The following is a 20,038-nucleotide window of genomic DNA, read 5'->3' as shown; positions in this document are numbered from 1 at the left end:
AGGTCCGGCGAGGGCTCGCCGGACCGCTCCCGCGAACCGAGAGGTCGCACCGCGCGCCGCCCCGGGCGAGCGGCGCCGCCGGGGCCGGCGAGATCAGGGCGCCGGGTTCGGGTACCGGGCGTGGATCTGCTCGATCTCTCCGAGAACCTCCGCGGCGAGCACCACGCCCGCGCTCTTCACGTTCTCCTCGAGCTGCTCGAGCGTTGTCGCCCCGAGGAGGGTGCTCGCCACGAACCATCGGCTGCGCACGAAGGCGAGCGCCAGCGACGCCGGGCTCAGGCCGTGGGCGCGCGCGAGCTTGACGTAGGCCTGCACCGCCTCGTCCACGTTGGGCTTCCTGTAGCGCTGGCCGAAGGTCTCGAACCGGGCGAAGCGCGAGCCCGGCGGCGGCCCGCCCAGGTGCTTGCCCGTGAGCAGGCCGAACGCGAGCGGGCTATAGGCGAGCAGCGGCACGTCCTCCCGGCGCGAGGCCTCCGCGAGCGCGGAGTCGAACGTGCGGTTGACGAGGCTGTAGGCGTTCTGGATCGACACCGGCCTGGGCAGCCCGAGCTGCGCCGCGACGCGGCTCCACTGCGCCACCCCCCAGGCGGTCTCGTTGCTGAGCCCGAAATACCGGACCTTGCCGTCGCGGATCACCTCCGCGAGCGCCGCGAGCTGCTCGGCGATCGGCGTGCTCGAGCGCTCGTTCGCCGGATCGTAGGCGCTCGCGCCGAACTGCGGCACGTACCGATCGGGCCAGTGGATCTGGTAGAGATCGATATAATCGGTCCTGAGGCGCCGCAGGCTGTCCTCGACCGCGCGCCGGACGTTGGCGCGGTTGATCGCGAGGGAGCCGCCGCGGACCCACGGGATCGGGCGGCCCGGCCCCGCGATCTTCGTCGCGACGATCACCTTGTCCCGCGGCCGCTGGCTCAGCCACTCGCCCACGTAGCTCTCCGTGCGCCCCTGCGTCTCGGCGCGGGTCGGCACCGGATACATCTCGGCCGCGTCGATGAAGTTGATGCCCGCGTCGAACGCGTAGTCGAGCTGCGCTCTGGCGTCCTCGAGCGTGTTCTGCTCGCCGAACGTCATCGTCCCAAGGCAGAGCTCCGAGACCCGGAGCTCGCTGTCACCCAGCTGTCGGTAGTGCATGGCTGTCCCGTCCGTTGGATGCCCAGTACCACGGGGCAGCGACGATGTCCACCATAACGGACGATATTTCTTTTATAACGGACCAGCACCTCTCCGCGCTCGACAGCGCCCGGAGACCTGGAGCTCGCCTCCGGCGGCGGGGGTCCCCGGTCGCTGCCGCCTCGCAGAGGAGAGCCCTCTCGCCGAGGAGCGGCGTCTCCGGAGGCGGCCTTGCGAGGGTTCAGGGCATTCCCAGGCAGTAGCGAGGCCCTTCGAAGCTTCGTATGGATTGACCCTCCTCGCTGACGTTGAGCGTGAAGTAGCTATAGGCGGAGCCCTCCTCGCATTGCGCTCCGTACTCTTGCGGACCAGCCGTCGTCCCGCCGATGGGATCGAGCCATTGTTCGACGCTGGGCGTCGACGATTTCCATACCTCGGGCGTCGAGCAACCGAACTGGACCTGGTACACGTGCTCCGCGTCGTACGTGTACCTGAACGCCACGACATTCCTGGGGTAGTCGCAGAACTTGGAGACGTGCGAGCCCGTCATGCTGCCAGTCACGGGGCCTGCGTCGTACCCGTCCCCGGTGTGACCGTCGCTCTGAAAGTCGGCGCAATGCAGGACGAACCCGTTGAGCCACGCGTCACCCCAGACGCGGGCGCCCACCGTAACCCCCTTGCCGGGCACGCACTCCTGGACCATCGCGCCGCCGCCCGTACCGCCGCCGGCGCCGCCCGCGCCGCCGCCTCCCGCTTCGCCTCCGCCGCCCCCGGCGCCGCCCGCCGCGCCGCCTCCCGTGTCGGCGCCGCCGCCGGCGTCACCGCTTCCACCAGCTCCCCCAGCGGCGTCACCGTCGAACTCGAGCGTTCCTACCCCCGAGACCAGCGTGCATCCCGCGCTCGCGGCGAATCCTACGACCAGAACTCCCATCGTCGCAATTCGCATGCGTTGCGTATTCATTGTTCCTTCTCCCATCAGAAGCTGCCTCGGTCTCGCCGCGGCGCGCGTCGCCACAGCGCTCCGGGCGCCGTCACATCGTGTCGTGCGTGAGCCCTCGCCGGACTCCAGCGGGACGAGCCTGACGTGGCTCACTCGGCCCTGCGGGCCGAGGGCTCCTCGAGGAGCGCCGTCAATCGATCAATCTGGATCGGCTTGACGAGGTGCGTCTCGAAACCTGCCCCCTTCGAGCGCCGGAAATCCGCCTCCTGCCCATAACCGGTGATCGCGATCAGGCGAACGCGCTCACCCGCCGGCTGCTCGCGGAGGCGCCGCGCGAGCTCGTAGCCGTCCATCACGGGTAGTCCGATGTCGAGCAGCGCGACGTCGGGCGCGAACTTTTCCGCGATCCGGAGCGCGGACGGGCCGTCGTAGGCAACGCGCGTCGTGTACCCCAGGGCGCCCAGCGACTCGGCCAGGAGCTCGACAGCATCGAGGTTGTCGTCGACCAGCAGGATGCGACATCGGCCGGCGGGAGCCGGAGTCCCCTGCGTCCCGGCCTGCGGGCGCGCCGGCGCGGCCCCGGGCGCGCTCGCGTTCGCCGCGGCCGGCAGCCGGAGGGTGAACTCGCTCCCGCGCCCGCGGCCCTCGCTGTGCGCGCTCACGCGGCCGCCATGCATCGCGATCAGGTTGTGCACGATCGCGAGGCCCAGGCCCAGGCCGCCCTGGGAGCGGTCGAGCGCCTGGCGCTCCTGCACGAAGCGCTCGAAGACGCTCGCCAGCATCTCGGGCGCAATGCCGATGCCGTTGTCGCGCACGGACAGGACGACCTCGCCCTCCGTGCGCTCGGCGCGGACGGCGATCTCGCCCCCGCTCTCGGTGTACTTCGCGGCGTTCGTGAGCAGGTTCGAGACCACCTGGGCGAGCCTCGTGACGTCGCCGTCCACGGCCAGGCCGCTCGAGGGGACCGCGACCGTGAGGTGGTGCCGGCGCTGCTCCAGCAGCGGGCTCGCCAGCTCGACCGCCTTGGCCACGACCTCGGCGAGCTCGATCCGCTGCTTCTTCAGCTCCACCTTGCCCCGCGTGATCCGCGAGACGTCGAGCAGGTCGTCGACGAGCGCCGTCAGGTGCTTGATCTGGCGCTCGATGACGAGCCGCTCGCGCTCGGCGTGCCCCCCGGCGCGGAGCCGCATCAGGTGGAGCGCCGTCACGATCGGGGCGAGCGGGTTCCGCAGCTCATGGCCGAGCATCGCCAGGAACTCGTCCTTCGCGCGGTTCGCCCGCTCCGCGTCGCGCCGCGCGTCCTCCGCGCGGCGCAGCAGCTCCTCGCGCTCCCGCGCCGCCGCCTCGAGCTCCTTTCGTGCCTGCACGTACTCGGTGACGTCGAGCGAGACGACCAGGATCCGGGCGACGAGACCATCCGGCTCGCGCATGGGGTGGATGTTGAAGCTCCAGTACAATTCTTCCAGCACGCCGTCCCCGCGCTCGAGGTCGAACCGGTAGCCGTGGGTGACGAACGGTTCGCCCGTCGCGTAAACCCGATCGAAGACCTGAAGGAGCGGCGAGCCGACGATCTCCGGGAAGGCTTGCGCCAGCGTGCGTCCGCTCACGTCGCGATGGCCCACCGTACCCACGAAGTACGGGTTCGCCATCTCGATGACGTGCTCGGGGCCACGGTAGACGGCGATCCCCACGGGCGCCTGCTCGAACACCGCGTACATCTTCTCGCGCTCCCGCTCCGCGGCCCGCCGGTGCTCTGCGAGCTGGAGGTGGGTCGCGACGCGGGCCACGAGCTCGCGCGCCGAGAACGGCTTCACGAGGTAATCGTCGGCGCCGGCCGCCAGCCCCTCGACGCGGGACTCCTCGCCCGCCCGCGCCGAGAGCATGATCACCGGCACACCCTGCGTCGTCGGCTCGGCGCGCAGCGCCCGGAGCAAGCCAAAGCCGTCGAGGCCCGGCATCATCACGTCGGCGATGACGAGATCCGGCGTCGACCGCTGGGCGACCTCGAGCGCAGCAGCGCCGTCGCTCACGGCCTCGACGGTCCACCGCTCATCGAGGATGCGCCGCACGTACATGCGCATGTCGGCGTTGTCGTCGGCGACGAGGATGCGCGCGCTCGGGTCCAACGGCACCGAGAGGGGGTCGGACTCGACACGATCGGCCGAGGCGATCGCGTCAGCGGGCCCATCCGCGGCGAGCTGCCACCGCAGCGCCTCCTCGACGTAGGGCGCGGCGCCGGTCGCCGTCGACGAGAGCGTCTTCTCCGCGCGGATGCGCTCTGCCGGCAGGTGCGTGGACCCGCGCGGGATCGCGATCGTGAACGCCGTCCCTTCGCCCAGGCGGCTCTCCACCCGGATGCTGCCGCCGTGCAGCCGCACCAGCTCGTGCACAAGCGCGAGCCCGATCCCGGAGCCCTCGTGCGTGCGCGCGCGCACCCCCTGGACGCGGTGGAAGCGCTCGAAGAGGTGCGGCAGCTCGTGCTCGGGTATGCCGGTGCCCGTATCGCGCACAACGAGCTCGACGTGGTCCCCGCGCACGCAGAGCGACAGGAGAATCTCGCCCTCGAACGTGAACTTCAGCGCGTTGGACAGCAGGTTCAGCACGATCTTCTCCCACATGTCCCGGTCGACGAAGACCGGCTCCGGGAGCTTCGGGCACTCCACCTTGAACGCGAGCCCCGCCCGCTCGACCGCGGAGCGGAACGCGCTCGCGAGATCGACGGTGAGGCCAGCGAGGTCCGTTGGATCGTAGGACGCCTGCGCGCGGCCCATCTCGAGGCGCGAGAAGTCGAGCAGCGCGTTGACCAGCTTGAGCAGGCGCAGCGCGTTGCGGTGAGCGAGCGAAAGGGGCTCGCCGCAGAGCGCGCCCTCCGGCGACGCGAGCGCGTCCTCCATCGGGCCGAGCATCAGCGTCAGCGGCGTCCGGAACTCGTGGCTCACGTTGCTGAAGAACAGCGTCTTCGCGCTGTCGATCGCGGCCAGCTCCTCGGCGCGCCTGCGCTCTTCCTCGTAGGCCCGCGCGTTCGCGATGGCGGTCACCACCTGATCGGTGATCAGCTGAAACAGCCCTCGATACGGCTCGTCGAGCAGGCGATGCGGGCTGACGCCGCCGACGAGGAAGCCATACGGACGAGGTTGGCCCGGCCGCGAGAGGGGCAGGACGATCGCCTGCTCCGGCGCGCTGCCCCAGCGGCCGACGGGCAAGGCGCCGAAGCGGGCCGCGAGATCGCAAATGAGGATCTCGCCAGAGGCGCGCGCAACCTCCGCGAGCGGCCAGGTCGAGGCCACATCGCCTCGATCCTGGAGCGAGACGCGCGCCGGCTTCGCCGCTCCCTGGTACCCGTCGAGCCCGCTCGCGCCGACGAGGCGCGCGTCGCCCGTGTCGCCGTCCAGGAGGTAGAGCAGCGAGAACGGCAGATCGGCGTCGTTCGCCGCAAAGATCTCCGCGGCTGTGCAGCACGCCTCCTCGGCCGACTTCGCCTGGGCGGAGCGCGTCGCGAGATCGCGCAGCATGCGGAGCTGGCGTGCGTCGAGCACTTGCTCGGTGGTCTCCTTCACCGTGATGAGGACGCCGACGACCCGCTCGGCGTCACCGGGTATCGGGCTGAAGGAGAGCGTGAAGTACGTCTCCTCGACGAAGCCTCGCCTCTGCACCGGGAGCAGGAGGTGCTCGCTCCACGTCGCGGGCCCGCCGTCGAGCACGCCCTGCGCCATGGGGCCGACGACGTCCCAGACCTCGGCCCAGACCTCGGCCGCCGGGGCGCCCATCGACGCAGGGTGCTTCATGCCCAGGATGGGCCGATAGGCATCGTTGTAGATCTGCAGAAGCTCCGGCCCGATCAACATGATCATGGGAAACCGATTGCCGAGCACGAGGCCGACCACGGTCTTGAGGCTTATCGGCCATGTCGCGACGGGGCCGAGCTTCGTCTTCGCCCAGTCGATCGAGCGCATCAGGGCACCCATCTCGCCGCCCCCGGCGAGGCAGGCCTCGGCGCTCGCGTCCAGTGCGCCACCATCGAGCGAGGGCTCGGCGACATCTGAAGATTTCTTCCATATGCCGGCTGGCAACATGCACCGCCATGGTGGATGAGATCTACGGCTCCTGCCACCAGGACACGGGCGCACGGCTCAGGCGCCGCTGGCCTTGAGCCGCCCCGGCGGCCAGGAGACGGGCGAGCGCGGCGACCGCCGGGGACGCCGCCCTCTCGCGCCGCGACGTCGCCTCACTCGCGGAGCCGCGTATCCGTGTTGTAGCCGCGCGGCGCGAGGGGCGAGAGCCTCTCCAGCCAGATCTGCTCGAGCAGGGTGAGCTCGTCCGCCAAGGAGAACCCCGGCTCGTCCTTCTGCTGCACGACCTCGAGCACCTCGAACGTGAAGGCGTCGGCGCCGTGCTGCTGCCAGTCCCGCTGGAGAGCCTGGTTCTGGTGCGCGCCGATGGACAGCGCGAAACGGTGCTTGTTGAGCGGCCCATGGAGGTTCGTGCTGCTGCCGAGCAGGACCTTGCCGTTCACCGTGTTCTTGACCTGGAAGATGCCCGCCTGCTTCGGGGTCTCGAGGTACTTCCGCTTCAGCTCCTTGCGCGTTTCCATCGTGCTCGCTCCCGCCTTCTTCGTCCCTGACCCGGGCGTCGTGTTCTCCGCCCCGGGTGTCGTGTCCTTCGCCTCGGGTGTCCTGGTCTGTCCCGCGATCAGCTCGTAGTGCAGGCCGTCGCGCGTCATGTATCCCTCGTCGACGAGCATGCGCCGGATCGTGCAGTGGTCGGGATACAGGGTCTGGATGATCTCGTTCACCTCCTGCTCGCGGTAGCGCCGGCCCGCCTCGAACTTGCCCAGGAACTGCTCGAGCACGATGCGCCGCTTGCGCCATTGCTTCGGCATCTGGACCAGCACGCCCCCGCGGAAGAAGCCGCGCATCACCTGGCTCCGGGCTCGCTCCGCGCGCCGCCGCGCAGCGCCGTCGGCGGCGGAGGGCAGCGAGACGAGCTCCTTCAGCGTGAGGCGGAGCAGATCGTCGCGCAGCGCATAGACCAGGTAGTACTGGGTCTTGCGCTTGGTCACCAGCCCGGCCTCGTCGAGCTTCCGGAGGTGGAAGGAGACCGTGGAGGGCGCGCGCCCCAGCCGCTCGGCCAGCTCCTCGGCGCAGTGCGGCCGCTCGATCAGGGCGTTCACCACCTGGAGCCGCGACGCGTCGGCGAGCGCCTTGAGCACGCCGATGCGCGCCTCGACGCCCAGAGCGCGCGCCGGCGGATCTGCTTCGATGGTCATCAAAGTGAATCTAGGCGGCGCGGGGGCGCCGTCAATCTGTTTCGACAGCCATCGAACCGGAACCTCGCGGGACGGCCGTTGCTCGTTCAAGCGTCACCGTCGAGCGCACAGCCGGGCTCGGGCGCGAGCTGGGCGCGGGCGGGATGCGGGTGGGAGATGACGAGCATCGACCCCGCAGGGGCGGCGAGCGCCGCCTGGGGACCTCACTTCAGGAGATCACGGCGAGCGGTGCTGCGTGGCGGTCATGGACGGGCGCTGGCCGACGACGTCGAACCAGCGCGAAAGGCCGCTCCGGCCGCTTCGCCACGCCCGATGCGGCCAGCGGAAGTCGAGGTAGCCGAGCGCGCAGGCGACCGAGATCACGCCGATGTCCGCGAGCTCCGTCGATAACGTGCCAGCATCACGCTCCAGCCTGTCCAGGCCGGCCTCGATGGCAGCCGCCTGGCGCAGCATGACGCTGCTGGATCGCTCATTGGATGGACGATGTTCGTCGGCGAAGAGGCGCCCGGCAGCAGTGTTGACACCGTCCGCGATGCCCTGCTGGAGCAGGGCACGCCACCGCGCCTCTCCCGGCGCTGGGTACAACCCGCCGGCCGCGAGGTGATCCAGGTATTCGCAGACGAGCGCCGACTCGAAGAGCACCTGCCCGTCCCCCAGCACCAGCGTCGGGACCTTGGCCAACGGGTTCAGCGACCGCAGCGCCGCGTCCGACCAGGGATTGACCAGCACAAGCTCGATCCGGTCTCCCAGCTGCAGCTCATGCGCGACGACCCGCACCTTGCGAGCAAAGGGGGATGTGGAAGCGTAGAAGAGCCTCATGGCTAGAGCGACAAACGGGTTGAAACCACGAGAGAAAGCAGGAATTTCACAGGGAGGCGGGGAGGCGGGGAGCGAGAGACGGCAAGAGCGAGAGATTCATTTTTTTCTTCCTCCCCGCCTCCCCGCCTCCCTGTGAAAATTCTCCGGGTTTCAACGTGATCGGTATTCTAGAGCACCGACCATGTTGAAAATCGTCTAATTTCGATATGTTATGCAGCCGCCTGGATCAGCCGCTGGGCCGCCTCAAGATTCTGAATGGCTGCGCTGCGTCGGAGGTCGAACAGATTTCTCCTGGCGCCGATGTAGCGCGCGCTGTGTCCTTTCCGCGCCGCGATATGGGCGAGCGCATGCTCCACAGCTGTCCGCTGCCGGAGCACGGCGCGTCCTGGCCCGGTCTGCTGCAACTTCCGGAACTTGCCCTGCAGAGCTTCATCCTCGGCGATGGACACGGTCCGCCCTCGCCCCGAGGCAGCTTGCGTGCACTTGGCTCGGAGGGGGCACGCGCCACACTCCTCAGGGTCAAACTCGACCGTATCGCCCGGTTCGAACACCTCGATCTGTCCCGCTGGACACGTGATTGTCTTGGCGCGCAGGTTGATCTTGAAGTCGCGCTTGCTGAATAGATCGGGGCTGCGAGCCCGCTGCCCCCAAGGCTTCGAGAACACCTGGCCGCCCGCTCGGATCACGTCATCGACGACGGGACTGTTCACGTAGGCGCGATCGATGTGCAGTTCATCGAGGCGCAGCCCCTGATGCTGGACGTCCTTGGCGATCGGCGCGGCCCCCTCCTCTTCGGGCCGATTCGCCGGCGTGACCGCGCAGGCGACGATGACCGGAAGGTCAAGGTCGCGCGCGATATGTTCCTTATAGCCGTCGAAGCGCTTCGAGCGGCTCTTGCGACCGTGGCGCATCTCGGCGTCTTCAATGGAGACGCGGCGGTCAGGGGCAACGCCTTGCCGGATGCGAACGGTCCCATCCTCGGCTGTTTCCAGGTCCTGGTCTCGAACCTGTGTGACCGCCTCCAGATAGGTGCGAAGCGGCTGCTCGACGACGTCGTCCAGGTGGCGGTCGACCCACTGCTGCAGCGACGACACCTGCCGCTCCAAGATCTGAATCGCTGCCGCCTTCTGTTTCGGGTCGCTCCAGTCCAGGTCGAGCCCGGCCTTGATGCTGGGAGCCAGAAGCAGCGGGATGCCCGCCTTGCGGCAGATCTCCTCGGGCGGACGCTCCGTGATCTTCGACACGACGCGGACGATGCTGCGTGCAGCGTGGCCGAGCAGGTTGATCGTGTCCTCAACCCGCCCGGCTCCCGCTAAAGGGCGGCTATCGATGGCCACGCGCAGCGCCTTCGACACCGCACGCCTCTCGCCCTCGGTCATCGCGCCGGACCGAACAAGGGCCACGGTCCGCTCCAGCAGCATCCGGTCCATCTCGTGCGCGACCATCCGCTCTCGGAACGCCTGCAGCGCGCCCTGCGAGAACGGCGGCGTCGCCGCACCCAGGCAGCCGAGCACCATCTGCCAGCGCAGGTCGACGACGGACAACTCCACCGCTTCGGCATCCGATGCGCCGACGTAGCCTTGCAGCAGCGTGACCATGCACATCAGCGCCGGTGGATGCGGCGGCTCGCCTGCTCCCGTCGTCCGGTACATGCCCTCCAGCTGCTCCTGGAACGTCTCATCGAACAGCTCGTGCCGGTGCTGCCTGAGAAAGCCGAACAGTGCTCTCACGCGCGTCAGCCGCTTCATCAGCGCCTGTTCTTGCCGCGACAGCTCCACCGGCGGCGACCATCGTTCCATCCGTGCACCTCCGGACGCGGACGAGATCATGGCGCGACGAGACCGTCGAGCCTTGCATCGAAGCGACCAGAATTATCGCAAAATCAACCTGATCGGTCCTCTAGCAGTACGCCACCGGGCGAGGAGACGGACAAGGGGACAACGATTCGAGTTTATCAACGGCGGAGCGCCGCGATCTACGTCGACGACGTGGTGCGGGCCATTGCGTCCCTGGGCGAGGGGGGAAGGGCATGGGTCGAGTCGCGCGGCTCAGTCACCCAACGAGGCGTCGTCCGGCTTGACGAGCTCCTGCCTCGGAGCAGGGAGATCGTGCCCCCGCTGCCGCTCACGAGCGAATCAAACTCCTAGGCTCAGTTCGGAGCCATCCCGGGGGGGGGGTGAACAGCGGCCCTGACCATCCGCCTATAGTTTAATGATATAGTTTACCGACACATTTCGAGGACGCGTTTCTGAACCGCCCGAAGAGTGGGTCGAATAGTTTCTCGTCATCGGATGATTACGATTAGAGTTGGTATCCAAGCCTGCGCCATCAAACCCGTCACCACCTTTAGCCTGAAGGTGAACACCTGAAATATTGCGCGGGTGAGAACCGACGCCATCAGCCTGATATGTCCCAACCGCGTTCCCCGAATTACCCGTGCCATTTGCTCCCATTGGTCCACGGCTACTCGCGTCGGGATCCCGTCCCGAATTGCCACTCACACCACGGAGAAAAACACCACGATAATCAGGTATCTGGAAAGTCGGGCTTGCGCTCCCACCGTGGGTTGTCCCGATAGCGGCGAACAATCGCTTGTAACGCGCATCATTCCTATCGAATGATTGCCCGTTGCAAAGCAACCATCCCGGCGGTGCTTCGCTGCCAGCGTACGCAACAACTGTCCCCGCCGGCACCAGATCGATGGCCTGTGCTTGAGCCCTCCCTAGCGCTGCGTATGCTTCGTCAAGCGCAAGAAGTCCCTTATTGAAGCACTCGACGTGACTACCACACGCATCTGGGTACTTAATCGGCGGCGTCCGCTCTTGTGCGCATCCCGATACAAAAATAACAACAACGACAGAAAGATACTTCACTGAACGTCCCTCTGTTGAAGTCGCCGAAAGAATGCAGCGCGATTTTGGTACAGGTAAAGTTTTTGGGCCATTTCCGCCTTTGCAGCCGGAGTCGGCGCTGCACAACGCGCCGTGTTTGCCATCTCTGAAAGCTTGTCGTATCCCGCAGCGGTCTCACCCATCGACGTAGGGCTCGTAGGATCAATACGATTCAGCTTTAGCTCATACTCGCAGAGTTCTCCCGCGAAGTACTCCCATCGCCGAAATACCGCGGACGACGGGTCCTCCCGCGCACCAAGGAAACGGCTATAACAATGGGTGCGACGCGGCCATTTTACAGTTATCTCATCGTTGCCGCTGAAGGGACCCAAGGAAATTTCAACCCGTCCGTCCGGCATGACACGACAAAGAGTGCTATCTAGCAATGCTTCGAGCCGCGCAAACGTCCGATCGAGATTCTCTGAAAGCTGGGCGAAGAATGCAGCATTCAGCTCATGCGCGCGGGTTGCGGCACGATCAATTATTTGATTCAAAGAGCTCTCGAGCGTGCGAATGGTCACTAGCGCCCCTTGTGTAGCCTGTTCGATTCGCTCTTCCAGGATCTTGTCTACGCGACTGACGAGAGGATCCACTTTCTCGTCAATGAACTTGTTGAGTTCGTCGCGAAGCCCCTCTCCTGCTCCACTCGCGAGCCCCCGTACGACACCGCGAAGCCCCGAGACTGTTGCCAAGCCCGCGCCGAGCTCGTCAAAGACATTGGCTGAGGCTGTCTGTGGGGGCCAAATGATGGCAAACAGAAATGCCACCATTGTGATAATGGTCATGCACTTTCGCGGCACCTTCACCTCCCAAGATCTACGGTATACCTACAGTTGAACACAGTCAACAGGCGTTCGGGGCCACTGCCATACCGGGCCTTCGGTCTTTCGGGCACCGTTCGGGGATTCTCGACACGGGCGACGACCACCGGCTACTCATCGAAGCCGAATGTTCATTACGTCCGCCAGTTTGAACGGGAAGAAGGAAATCCGATTTTTTTGAAGATGTCAAGCCTCAACTGTGCCCCCGGGAGATCTCAAGATTGGCGTCGCATTCGCCTGGGAAATGCCAATAGGCTTGAGGTAGCCGGACCAGATTTTTTTGAATGCATCACGTTCATGAGCGCGTTCCGTTTTTTTCGGCTCCGAGCTGCTGCTGCGGCGGTGACGACGCGGCGCCCCTAATCGCGGTCGTTGGGGGGTGACGAAGCGCAACGCCCTGTAGCGAGAGTCGCCCTTATACCGGGCCACGAACGCGCCAACCCAGGCGCGCGCTTGGTCGAACGACACGAAGGGCGCAGGGTACATCCGGCCGGCACTTGACGATGCGAAACAGCGCCTCGAAGAAGGCGTTCTCAGCGCTGAGGCCAGGACGACTGATCGAGATGCACACGTCAGATTGGCCCAGGGTGGCGAGCATCATCGAGCCACCATGTAGGCGCCCCTCGCAGAGCGGTGCTCTTACATGGCGACAGGAACTGCCTTGCGCACTCCGCCCCTCTCCTAGAAGACGGACACCCGCTAAGGCGGCGGCCAGCGGACGCCGAGCCCCTGGTGCGGCGAGTCGGCGCTCAAACGGACGTCGTCCGCTGGAGCCGGCAGCGCGCGCCACACGTCGGGGTGCTGATCGGGCTGCTTGCCCTGGCTCTCGGCGAGCGCCTCGTAGAGCGCGCCCTGGTGGAGGACGTAGGCGCCCTTGGGGTACGTCACGGCGCGCTCGTCCGGGCTGAGCGTCGCGCGGTCGGTCCACCACTCCAGGCGCCGGTAGTCCTCGTCGAGGCCGCCCCCCATGAAGTCTCGGAAGCGGACCCGCTCCACCGCGACCATCGGATTGTCCTCGGCCTGCACGCTGTCGAAGAGCCACTTGATGAACGGATAGGGCCCGTCCACCTGGTTGCCCTTCAGGATGTGCGGGTTCGGCGCGTTGCTGCCCACCGCGAAGACCTGCACAGGCTCGTCCGCGTCGGGGTACACCTCGCCATAGTTGAAGTGGAAACCGAGGAAGACGTTGCGCTCGAAGCGTATCGTGGCGCCGGTGTCCACCGCGTGCGTGTACACCCCGCTCAGCGACGTGTCGGCGAAGTAGTTGTCCGTGAACGAGGCCGTGTCCGACGGCGAGCGCGGATCGCCGTCCACGCGCGTCGGGAACAGCTCGACGAAGAGGTCGCCCGTCCCGATCACGAGGTTGTGGTGGAAGCTCGAGCTGCCGTAGCGCTGGCCGAACTGCACGTTGCCATCCTGGTAATGGTCGAACGCCGACCGCCACCGGACCGCGCCCGGCCCGATGACGTTGTGGTGGATCTCGCAGTCCGAGCCGAGCTGCCCGACCTGCAGCGCCTCGGTGCCGGTGCGGAGGAACCGGTTATCGTACACCTCGAGGCGCTCGAACGCGTGCTGCGGCTGCGCCTGGGTGCTGCCGAAGTAGATCCCCTCCGAGCCGACGTCGTGCACGTAGAGGTCGTGGATCTTGACGTTGCGCATCGTGGCCTGCCCGTCGTCGTCGGTCTTGGCGACGATGCCGGCGAACTCGGCGCGCGTGACCTCGAGGGTATCCAGCTCGAAATCCGACGCTCCTCCGCCGATGGCCAGCCCCGAGAGGCCCTCTTTGCTGAACGCGTCGTCGATGAAGATGCCGTACGTCCCCTGGCCATGGGCGAACGCGCCCTCGGCGTGCCCCCGGAACCCCTCGTCTCCGGTCTTCGAGACAGGGTCGTGGCGGCCCGTCAGGATCCAGCCCTTTCCGCCCTTGATCACGAACACGTAGTTGGCGGCGTCGCCCCCGACCTTGACCTGTCCGCCGAGGTTCGTGATCACGAGCGGGCGCTCCGCGCTCCGCTCGGGCAGGCCGCCGAGCAGGATGCTCCGGTAGTGGCCAGCCGGAATGTAGAGCCGATCGAGCGCGCTCCAGTCGACCTCCGGGAACGACCCGGCGAGATCGGGATAGGCGATCTCGGGGAGCTCCCCCTCCCTCGGGGCCGGCTCCGGCAGCGTGAAGGTGATCGTCGGCTGGCCGAAACGACCGTAGGCCGGGACGCCCGGTGTCGAGCCCCCCGCGCCGGGCGAGGAACCACCGGCGGCGCCCGCGCCCGACGTGGAGCCGGAGGCGGCGCCCGCGCCCGGCGTGGCGCCTCCGGCGCCAGCGGTGGACTCCGCATCATCGCCATCGCCGCCGCACGCCGCCATCGCGACGAGCAGGACACCTATCCTCGCGCCTTGCCGCATCCGCAGGAGGATACGCCATCAACCGGGCACACCGCGCCGAAAGCCACGTACCGCGCGCCGGCGCGTGGGAGCTGGTGTTCCAATCCGGGTGGACATGATACCAGCTGCGCCGCTCAGCAGCGCTTCCCTCTCGTCAACCCACGCGTCTGACGGTGTGCGCACCGTCGTGCTGCCGCCTCGCCTGCCGGTAGCCGAGGGGGCTCACGCCGTGGGCGCGCGCGAAGGCGCGCCCGAACGCGGGCTCGCTTTCGTAGCCGACGCGGGCAGCGACGAGCTTCACCGGGAGCGTCGTCTCGCCGAGCAGGACCGCGGCGCGCTCGAGGCGCAGCCGGCGCACGTGATGGCCGAGCGGCTCGCCGAGGAGCGCCGTCGCGCGCGCCGCGAACGCGGATCGCGAGAGCCCGGCCGTCCGCGCGAGGTCCCCGAGCTCCCACGCGCGCTCGGGTGAAGCGCGCACCTGCGCGAGCGCGGCCGCGATCGGCTCGTCCCGGAGCGCGTCCCGCCGCGGCAGCGACGCCGCGGGGTCGCGCAGCGCGCTCGCGAAGAGCGCGTGCGCCCACGCCTCGCCGACGGAGCGGCGCAGCGCCGCCGACAGGGCCTGCGGGCCGGCGAGCAGCGCGAGCGTGTCGTTGAGCCAGCGCGCGAGCCCCGGCGTCGCGCCCGCGACGTGCACCGCCGGCGGCAGCAGGGCGACCCACGGGGCGCCCGCCGCGTCGACGTGCAGGTCGACGACGACGAGGCGCGTCTCCGGCGGGGCCTCCGTGGCCAGGGCGTCGTCGGCCACGGCGCGCATCCCGCGGCAGAGGGCCTCCGGGTGCGCGAGCGAGGTCGTCGGCCGATCGCGGATGGCGTGCTCCTCGGCGCGCGGCAGGAACACGAGCTCCCCCGCGCCGAGCGCGAGCCGCCGGCGCGCGACGTCGATCCACCCGCCGCCGCCGAGCGCCGCGTACACCCGGGCGGCGGCGCGCTGCGCCGGCTGCCGCTTGCCCCAGCGATCGCCGAGCGCGAAGCGCCTCACCTCGGCCTCGCGGAGCACGACGCTCCGGGCCAGCTCGTCGAACGCGGCGGACATGGCGCGATCGACTCTACATCACGCGGCGGGCCGCGCCACGCCGGCGCGCGCGACCCGCCGCGCGGGCGGCGCCGGCCGTGGACCGTGGACGCGCGGATCGGGGAGCTGGACGCGCGGCAATCGCGGCGTCCCTACGCTGTCCTCGTCGACACGAAAGGAAACGACATCCCATGACGCACCCCCCGCCGCATTCCGGGCCGCTCGACGCCGCGCAGGCGCTCGACGCGCTCCTCGATCTCATCGGTCGTGACATGAATCGCTGGCTCGACCTCTTCGCCGACGACGCGACCGTCGAGTTCCCGTATGCGCCGGCGCTCGGCGCGCCGGCGCGCCTCGAGGGCAAGGCGGCCATCCGGCGCCATTTCGAGGGCATCCTCCAGAGCTTCCACGGGCTCGAGCTCCGCGACGTGCGGCGGTATCCGACGACCGATCCCGACGTCGCGCTCGCCGAGGTGCACGGCTCGGCGACCATCGGGCCCGCGCGCAAACGCTACGAGCAGGACTATGTGATGATCGTCGCGACGAGGAACGGCCGAGTCGTGCGCTACCGCGAGTACTGGAATCCAGCGCCCGTCCTCGAGGCCTTCGGCGGCGAGCTCGACACGCATCGCGAGGGGGCGTCATGAGAACGCGCGCAGGGAGCGATGGGCCGCTCGTCCTGATCACCGGCGGGACGGGCACCACCGGGCGAGCCCTCGCCGCGCGGCTCGCGGCCGCCGGCGCGCGCGTCCGCACCGCGAGCCGGACGGCGACCGCCGCCCGCGACGGCGTGGAGCACGCCCGCTTCGACTGGGCCGACACCGCGACGCACGACGAGGCGCTCCGCGGCGCCGATCGCGTGTACCTCGTGGCGCCCGCGATGGTCGAGGATCCCTCGGCGCTCATGCTGCCCTTCGTCGAGCGCGCGCTCGCGAGCGGGGCGCGCCGCCTCGTCCTGCTCAGCGCGTCGCCCGTGGCAGAGGGGGGCCCCGGGCTCGGCCTCGTCCACCGCGCGCTCCGCGAGCGCGCTCCAGAGTGGACCGTCCTCCGACCGTCGTGGTTCATGCAGAACTTCATCGACCCGCGCCACCCGCACGCGGCGGCGATCGCCGGGCGAGGCGAGCTCACGACCGCGACGGGCGGCGGCCGCGTCGGCTTCGTCGACGCCGACGATATCGCGGAGGTCGCCGCGCGGGCGCTCCTCGACGGCGCGCCGCACAACACATCTCACATCATCACCGGCCCGGAGGCGCTCAGCTACGATGACGTGGCGGCCATCGTGTCCCGCATCACCGGCCGGGCGATACGCCACGTCCGCGCCGGCGAGGAGGACGCCCGCGCGTACCTCGTCAGCGCGGGTATCCCATCGCCCTACGCCGCGTTCCTTGTGAGCCTCGACCTCGCCATCCGCGACGGGGCCGAAGACCGCGTCACCGACGTCGTTCAGCGCGTGACAGGCCGCGCGCCCCGCGCCTTCGGCGATCTCGCGCGCGCCCACGCGCACGTCTTCCGCGGGGAGCCCAGCGCGCGCCGCGGCGGCCCGGCCGCGTAGCGACGTCGAACCGCCGAGCCCGCCGCATCCAGCCGACAAGCGAGCTCCACGACAACCCGCCTTCACGCTCTCCTGAGTTGTGCCCGACCCCACGGAGGCGACCACACCCCTCGTCGAGCTCCCCATTCTCCTGTAACCTGAGCAGCTGCGGGCAGGCAGCGCCTTCGCGGACACGGCACCTCAGGCGCTCATCGGGCCGGACAAGTCAAGGTCGAAGCACGACCGGGGGAGAGTGGCGATGGGGACGAAGGACCGCGTGGAAGACTGGCATGACGTCCTGGACAACGCTTCGCTCGGTGTCCACCTGGTGGACGCGAACGGCAAGATCCTGTGGGCGAACAAGCTCGAGCTCGAGCTCCTCGGTTATACGCGCGAGGAGTACATCAATCGACACGTCGCCGACTTCCACGTCGACAAGGACGTGATAGACCAGATCCTCTGCTCGCTCGCGGGCACCGGTATCTCGGAGACGGTCGATGAGCAGCTCAAGAGCGAGATGCTCCGGGGGCGTCGTGCCGGGTGAGCGGGCGCAGGCGATCCTACGCTACATCGAGCAGCTCAAGGAGGGAGACGCGGACGCAGCGCTCGCCGAGGGATCGGACCCTGGCGACGATCTCGGCGCGATCGCGGCGGCGCTGGGGGAGCTCGGGGATGCGCTGAGGGAGCGGGAGGAGCTCGTCCAGATCGCCCAGGCTGTCGCGGCGAGCAACCTGAGGCGGCTCGACGACCTCGCGCAGGAGCTCTCGCGCACGAGGGCCGTCAACGCGGAGCAGCAGGCGACGATCCGCACGCTGTCGGCGCCGATCATCCAGGTCTGGGAGGGCGTGCTGATGATGCCGGTGCTCGGAGCGGTCGATCTCTACCGGGCGGACCAGATGATGCAGGGGCTCCTCGGCGCGGTGTCGAACACCCATTGCAGGGTGGTGATCATCGATCTGACAGGCGTCGACTCCATCGACGCCTCGCTCGGGAACACCCTTCTGTCGCTGGTCCGCGCGGTGGAGCTCCTCGGGGCGAGGGGGATCATCGTGGGCATCCGGCCCGACGTGGCGCGCGGCCTCCTCGTGGACGGCGTGGACATGTCGCGGGTATCCACCTTCGCGCGGCTCCGCGACGCGCTCGTCCTCGTCATGAAGCAGGCGCCGCGGCGCGCGGGCCCGCTCAACTGACGCGCCGGGCAACGCCGGACGCGCGTCACCCGTGCCAGAGCTCCTTCACCCCGTCGGCCATGAACTGCACGGCGATGGCGGCCAGGATGAGGCCCATGACGCGCTCGAGCACGGCCATTCCGGACGCCTTGAGCGCCCGCTGCACGAGCCCCGCGCCGCGGAGCACGAAGTAGGAGGCCACGAAGGTGATGGCCACGCCGGCGAGCACCAGCCCCATGGCCACGGGGTCGTTGCCCTCGCGCGCCATCAGCACCATCACCGTGGCCAGGGCGCCCGGCCCGGCGAGGAGCGGCATGGCCAGGGGCACGAGCGCCACGTCCTCCTTCGCGATGCCCTCCTGCTCCTCGGACGGGGTGGTGCGCGTCGCCGAGGAGCGGGCGCGCAGCATGTCGAGCGCCGTGACGAGCAAGAGCAGCCCGCCCGCGACGCGGAACGCGGCCAGCGAGACGCCGAAGACCTTGAAGACGACGCCGCCGAAGAGGGCGAAGAACAGCATGAGCCCGCCGGCGACGGCGCACGCCCGCCGCGCCGTGCGCCGCACCTTCTCCGGCGGATCGCCCGCGGTCATCGTCAGGAACAGCGGCACGATGCCGAGCGGATCCACGACGAAGAAGATCGCCGACAGCGACACGAGGAAGACCGAGACGTAATGGGCCATGCTCATCGGATGCGTCGCGGCCCCCGCGGGCCAGGCGCATCTCCCACATCCCGGGCGGCCGCGCCAGAACAGCGCCGCGAGGGACGATGGTGCGGTAGCGAACCGGCGTGATCCGTCGGATCCCACGGGACTTCGGTGGGACGTGACCACGGATCGCATCCCCTCGGCACGACGCGATCGGGCGGCGGCTCGATCTGGCGACAGCACCGGAGGGGTGAGCAAGCTTGGGGCGTCGGTCGGGCCCAATTCCCGGATACCCCCACCAGCGTTGGTCTATCGTCCTGGATGAGGCGCGGTAGCTCCGCGGTGTGCCTCGTAGGCCCCCGGAGACGAGCAGGATGGGACGAGCAGGATCTCCATGGGCTCACGCCTGCCCGTCCGCTCGCTTCATCCGTCAAAGCCCCTCACCAGCGGAGCTCGTCCGGCAGGAACTCCGCGATCAGGTCCTTGTAAAACGGCTTCAGCCGCTCAACGTCCGGCGGGGCATCGGCCTTCGAGTACAGATCGTACGGGTTGAAGCGCCGCACCCATTCCATCATCCGCCGATCTTGCTCGTTCATCAGGTGCCCGTACGCGCCCTCGCGGTGCGCCGCGTAGAACGAGTGATATCGGATCATGGCGAGCGCCTCGAGCGGCAGGTGGTCCTTCACCACATGATAGAGGTACTCGTCGTGCCCCCACGACATGTGTATCCGGGAGAGCCCCGCGCCCTCCTCGTAAATCCCGCATGGCGTCTGGTACACCGGGTTGGCCATGTCCGGGTTCCGCGCGAAGAGCTCGGGGAAGACGATCCGGTCCGAGGTCGCACAGCCCACCGGGAAGGTGTCGCCCACCACGGCCCATTGCGGCTCGCCCCACGTGCACAGGATCTTCCCGGCGTCGTGGATCAGCGCGGTCAGCACGAACCACCGCGGCTGCCCGTCCCGCCGCGCCGCCTCCGCGGACTGGAGCGCATGTGCGATCTGCGACAGCTCCGTGTCTGGATCGCTGTCGTCGACCACCCGATCGAGCAGCTCGAGCGCCTCCCACATGCCCATCCGGCGCCGGTCGAGGCCGAGGTACTGCCGCTCTTTCTCCTGCACGAAGGCGAGCGTCTGCCCCTCGTGGTTCAGGCGGTAGAGCTCCTTCACGCTCGGCCGCGCGTCCTCGCGGTAATCGCGGAACGCCGAAATTTCCCTCTTTTCCGCTGCTGCGCGCGCGGCGCTCCCCTCCACACCCGACGTCTGCTCACGCTTCTCGCTCATCGCTCAGGCCCATAGCGTACCCCCCCAATCCAGCGCCAGCGCCTGAGACCAGCACGATATCGGAACGGCAAGTACGATCCGCGCGATCGGCTCGCGGTGCTGCGGGTCACCAACGTT

16 protein-coding genes are annotated in these 20,038 nt (G+C 68.6%); 4 read left to right on the top strand and 12 right to left on the bottom strand.

From position 1 onward, the window contains the following. Window positions 1-93 precede the first annotated feature (93 nt). The 10 genes from WMF11_RS03935 to WMF11_RS03890 all read right to left on the bottom strand — a co-directional run bounded on the left by WMF11_RS03935 (window position 94) and on the right by WMF11_RS03890 (window position 15,319). Window positions 94-1,131 (bottom strand): NADP(H)-dependent aldo-keto reductase, encoded by a 1,038-nt coding sequence (locus WMF11_RS03935; RefSeq protein WP_437976465.1) that lies wholly within the window; start codon window positions 1,129-1,131, stop codon window positions 94-96. Window positions 1,132-1,351: 220 nt separating this feature from the next. Further along, window positions 1,352-2,056: a hypothetical protein gene (locus tag WMF11_RS03930; protein WP_437976464.1), complete on the bottom strand. Its 705-nt coding sequence runs from the start codon at window positions 2,054-2,056 to the stop codon at window positions 1,352-1,354. Window positions 2,057-2,199: 143 nt separating this feature from the next. Next, a complete protein-coding gene (locus WMF11_RS03925; RefSeq protein WP_437976463.1) occupies window positions 2,200-6,003 on the bottom strand; it encodes an ATP-binding protein in 3,804 nt (1,267 codons plus the stop codon). Between the two features lie 272 nt (window positions 6,004-6,275). Continuing rightward, complete coding sequence (locus WMF11_RS03920; protein ID WP_437976462.1) at window positions 6,276-7,316, bottom strand: metalloregulator ArsR/SmtB family transcription factor; 1,041 nt, start codon at window positions 7,314-7,316, stop codon at window positions 6,276-6,278. Between the two features lie 216 nt (window positions 7,317-7,532). Beyond that, window positions 7,533-8,135 (bottom strand): glutathione S-transferase N-terminal domain-containing protein, encoded by a 603-nt coding sequence (locus WMF11_RS03915; protein WP_437976461.1) that lies wholly within the window; start codon window positions 8,133-8,135, stop codon window positions 7,533-7,535. A 209-nt stretch (window positions 8,136-8,344) separates the two neighbouring features. Beyond that, window positions 8,345-9,934 (bottom strand): IS1182 family transposase, encoded by a 1,590-nt coding sequence (locus WMF11_RS03910; protein WP_437974976.1) that lies wholly within the window; start codon window positions 9,932-9,934, stop codon window positions 8,345-8,347. Between the two features lie 402 nt (window positions 9,935-10,336). After that, a complete protein-coding gene (locus WMF11_RS03905; RefSeq protein ID WP_437976460.1) occupies window positions 10,337-11,008 on the bottom strand; it encodes a tail fiber protein in 672 nt (223 codons plus the stop codon). Beyond that, on the bottom strand, window positions 11,005-11,811 hold the full coding sequence (locus WMF11_RS03900; protein WP_437976459.1) for a hypothetical protein: 807 nt from the start codon (window positions 11,809-11,811) through the stop codon (window positions 11,005-11,007). Before WMF11_RS03900 ends, WMF11_RS03905 begins: the two co-directional genes overlap by 4 nt. Before the next feature lie 735 nt (window positions 11,812-12,546). Further along, window positions 12,547-14,247, bottom strand: a complete 1,701-nt coding sequence (locus WMF11_RS03895; RefSeq protein ID WP_437976458.1) for a right-handed parallel beta-helix repeat-containing protein — start codon at window positions 14,245-14,247, stop codon at window positions 12,547-12,549. 133 nt (window positions 14,248-14,380) lie between these two features. After that, window positions 14,381-15,319, bottom strand: coding sequence for a helix-turn-helix domain-containing protein (locus tag WMF11_RS03890; protein ID WP_437976457.1), 939 nt, complete (start codon window positions 15,317-15,319; stop codon window positions 14,381-14,383). A gap of 170 nt (window positions 15,320-15,489) precedes the next feature. On the opposite strand from WMF11_RS03890, the gene WMF11_RS03885 reads away from it, so the two are divergent. The 4 genes from WMF11_RS03885 to WMF11_RS03870 all read left to right on the top strand — a co-directional run bounded on the left by WMF11_RS03885 (window position 15,490) and on the right by WMF11_RS03870 (window position 18,019). Then, on the top strand, window positions 15,490-15,945 hold the full coding sequence (locus tag WMF11_RS03885) for a nuclear transport factor 2 family protein (RefSeq protein WP_437907060.1): 456 nt from the start codon (window positions 15,490-15,492) through the stop codon (window positions 15,943-15,945). Next, window positions 15,942-16,850: an NmrA family NAD(P)-binding protein gene (locus tag WMF11_RS03880; protein ID WP_437907059.1), complete on the top strand. Its 909-nt coding sequence runs from the start codon at window positions 15,942-15,944 to the stop codon at window positions 16,848-16,850. Before WMF11_RS03885 ends, WMF11_RS03880 begins: the two co-directional genes overlap by 4 nt. 238 nt (window positions 16,851-17,088) lie before the next feature. Continuing rightward, a complete protein-coding gene (locus tag WMF11_RS03875) occupies window positions 17,089-17,373 on the top strand; it encodes a PAS domain-containing protein (protein ID WP_437976456.1) in 285 nt (94 codons plus the stop codon). Next, the gene (locus tag WMF11_RS03870; RefSeq protein ID WP_437976455.1) at window positions 17,327-18,019 is read left to right on the top strand and encodes an STAS domain-containing protein; all 693 of its coding nucleotides are present in this window, start codon (window positions 17,327-17,329) and stop codon (window positions 18,017-18,019) included. Before WMF11_RS03875 ends, WMF11_RS03870 begins: the two co-directional genes overlap by 47 nt. 25 nt (window positions 18,020-18,044) lie before the next feature. On the opposite strand, the gene WMF11_RS03865 is transcribed toward WMF11_RS03870, so the two are convergent. Continuing rightward, entirely contained in the window at window positions 18,045-18,677 is a 633-nt protein-coding gene (locus WMF11_RS03865; protein WP_437549562.1) for a MarC family protein, read from the bottom strand. 404 nt (window positions 18,678-19,081) lie between these two features. Then, window positions 19,082-19,921, bottom strand: a complete 840-nt coding sequence (locus WMF11_RS03860; RefSeq protein WP_437976454.1) for an inositol oxygenase family protein — start codon at window positions 19,919-19,921, stop codon at window positions 19,082-19,084. Window positions 19,922-20,038: the final 117 nt, after the last annotated feature.

It is taken from the genome of Sorangium sp. So ce295, assembly GCF_051527405.1.
Lineage (GTDB): Bacteria > Myxococcota_A > Polyangia > Polyangiales > Polyangiaceae > Sorangium > Sorangium cellulosum_B.
This window is presented reverse-complemented; position numbering and strand designations above follow the sequence as displayed.

Excerpts from the sequence above, each read along its gene's own strand:
- WMF11_RS03935 (WP_437976465.1), bottom strand. The coding sequence starts at position 1,131 with ATGCACTACCGACAGCTGGGTGACAGCGAGCTCCGGGTCTCGGAGCTC.
- WMF11_RS03930 (WP_437976464.1), bottom strand. The coding sequence starts at position 2,056 with ATGCGAATTGCGACGATGGGAGTTCTGGTCGTAGGATTCGCCGCGAGC.
- WMF11_RS03925 (WP_437976463.1), bottom strand. The coding sequence starts at position 6,003 with ATGCGCTCGATCGACTGGGCGAAGACGAAGCTCGGCCCCGTCGCGACA.
- WMF11_RS03920 (WP_437976462.1), bottom strand. The coding sequence starts at position 7,316 with ATGACCATCGAAGCAGATCCGCCGGCGCGCGCTCTGGGCGTCGAGGCG.
- WMF11_RS03915 (WP_437976461.1), bottom strand. The coding sequence starts at position 8,135 with ATGAGGCTCTTCTACGCTTCCACATCCCCCTTTGCTCGCAAGGTGCGG.
- WMF11_RS03910 (WP_437974976.1), bottom strand. The coding sequence starts at position 9,934 with ATGGAACGATGGTCGCCGCCGGTGGAGCTGTCGCGGCAAGAACAGGCG.
- WMF11_RS03900 (WP_437976459.1), bottom strand. The coding sequence starts at position 11,811 with ATGACCATTATCACAATGGTGGCATTTCTGTTTGCCATCATTTGGCCC.
- WMF11_RS03895 (WP_437976458.1), bottom strand. The coding sequence starts at position 14,247 with ATGCGGCAAGGCGCGAGGATAGGTGTCCTGCTCGTCGCGATGGCGGCG.
- WMF11_RS03890 (WP_437976457.1), bottom strand. The coding sequence starts at position 15,319 with ATGTCCGCCGCGTTCGACGAGCTGGCCCGGAGCGTCGTGCTCCGCGAG.
- WMF11_RS03885 (WP_437907060.1), top strand. The coding sequence starts at position 15,490 with ATGACGCACCCCCCGCCGCATTCCGGGCCGCTCGACGCCGCGCAGGCG.
- WMF11_RS03880 (WP_437907059.1), top strand. The coding sequence starts at position 15,942 with ATGAGAACGCGCGCAGGGAGCGATGGGCCGCTCGTCCTGATCACCGGC.
- WMF11_RS03875 (WP_437976456.1), top strand. The coding sequence starts at position 17,089 with ATGGGGACGAAGGACCGCGTGGAAGACTGGCATGACGTCCTGGACAAC.
- WMF11_RS03870 (WP_437976455.1), top strand. The coding sequence starts at position 17,327 with ATGAGCAGCTCAAGAGCGAGATGCTCCGGGGGCGTCGTGCCGGGTGAG.
- WMF11_RS03865 (WP_437549562.1), bottom strand. The coding sequence starts at position 18,677 with ATGGCCCATTACGTCTCGGTCTTCCTCGTGTCGCTGTCGGCGATCTTC.
- WMF11_RS03860 (WP_437976454.1), bottom strand. The coding sequence starts at position 19,921 with ATGAGCGAGAAGCGTGAGCAGACGTCGGGTGTGGAGGGGAGCGCCGCG.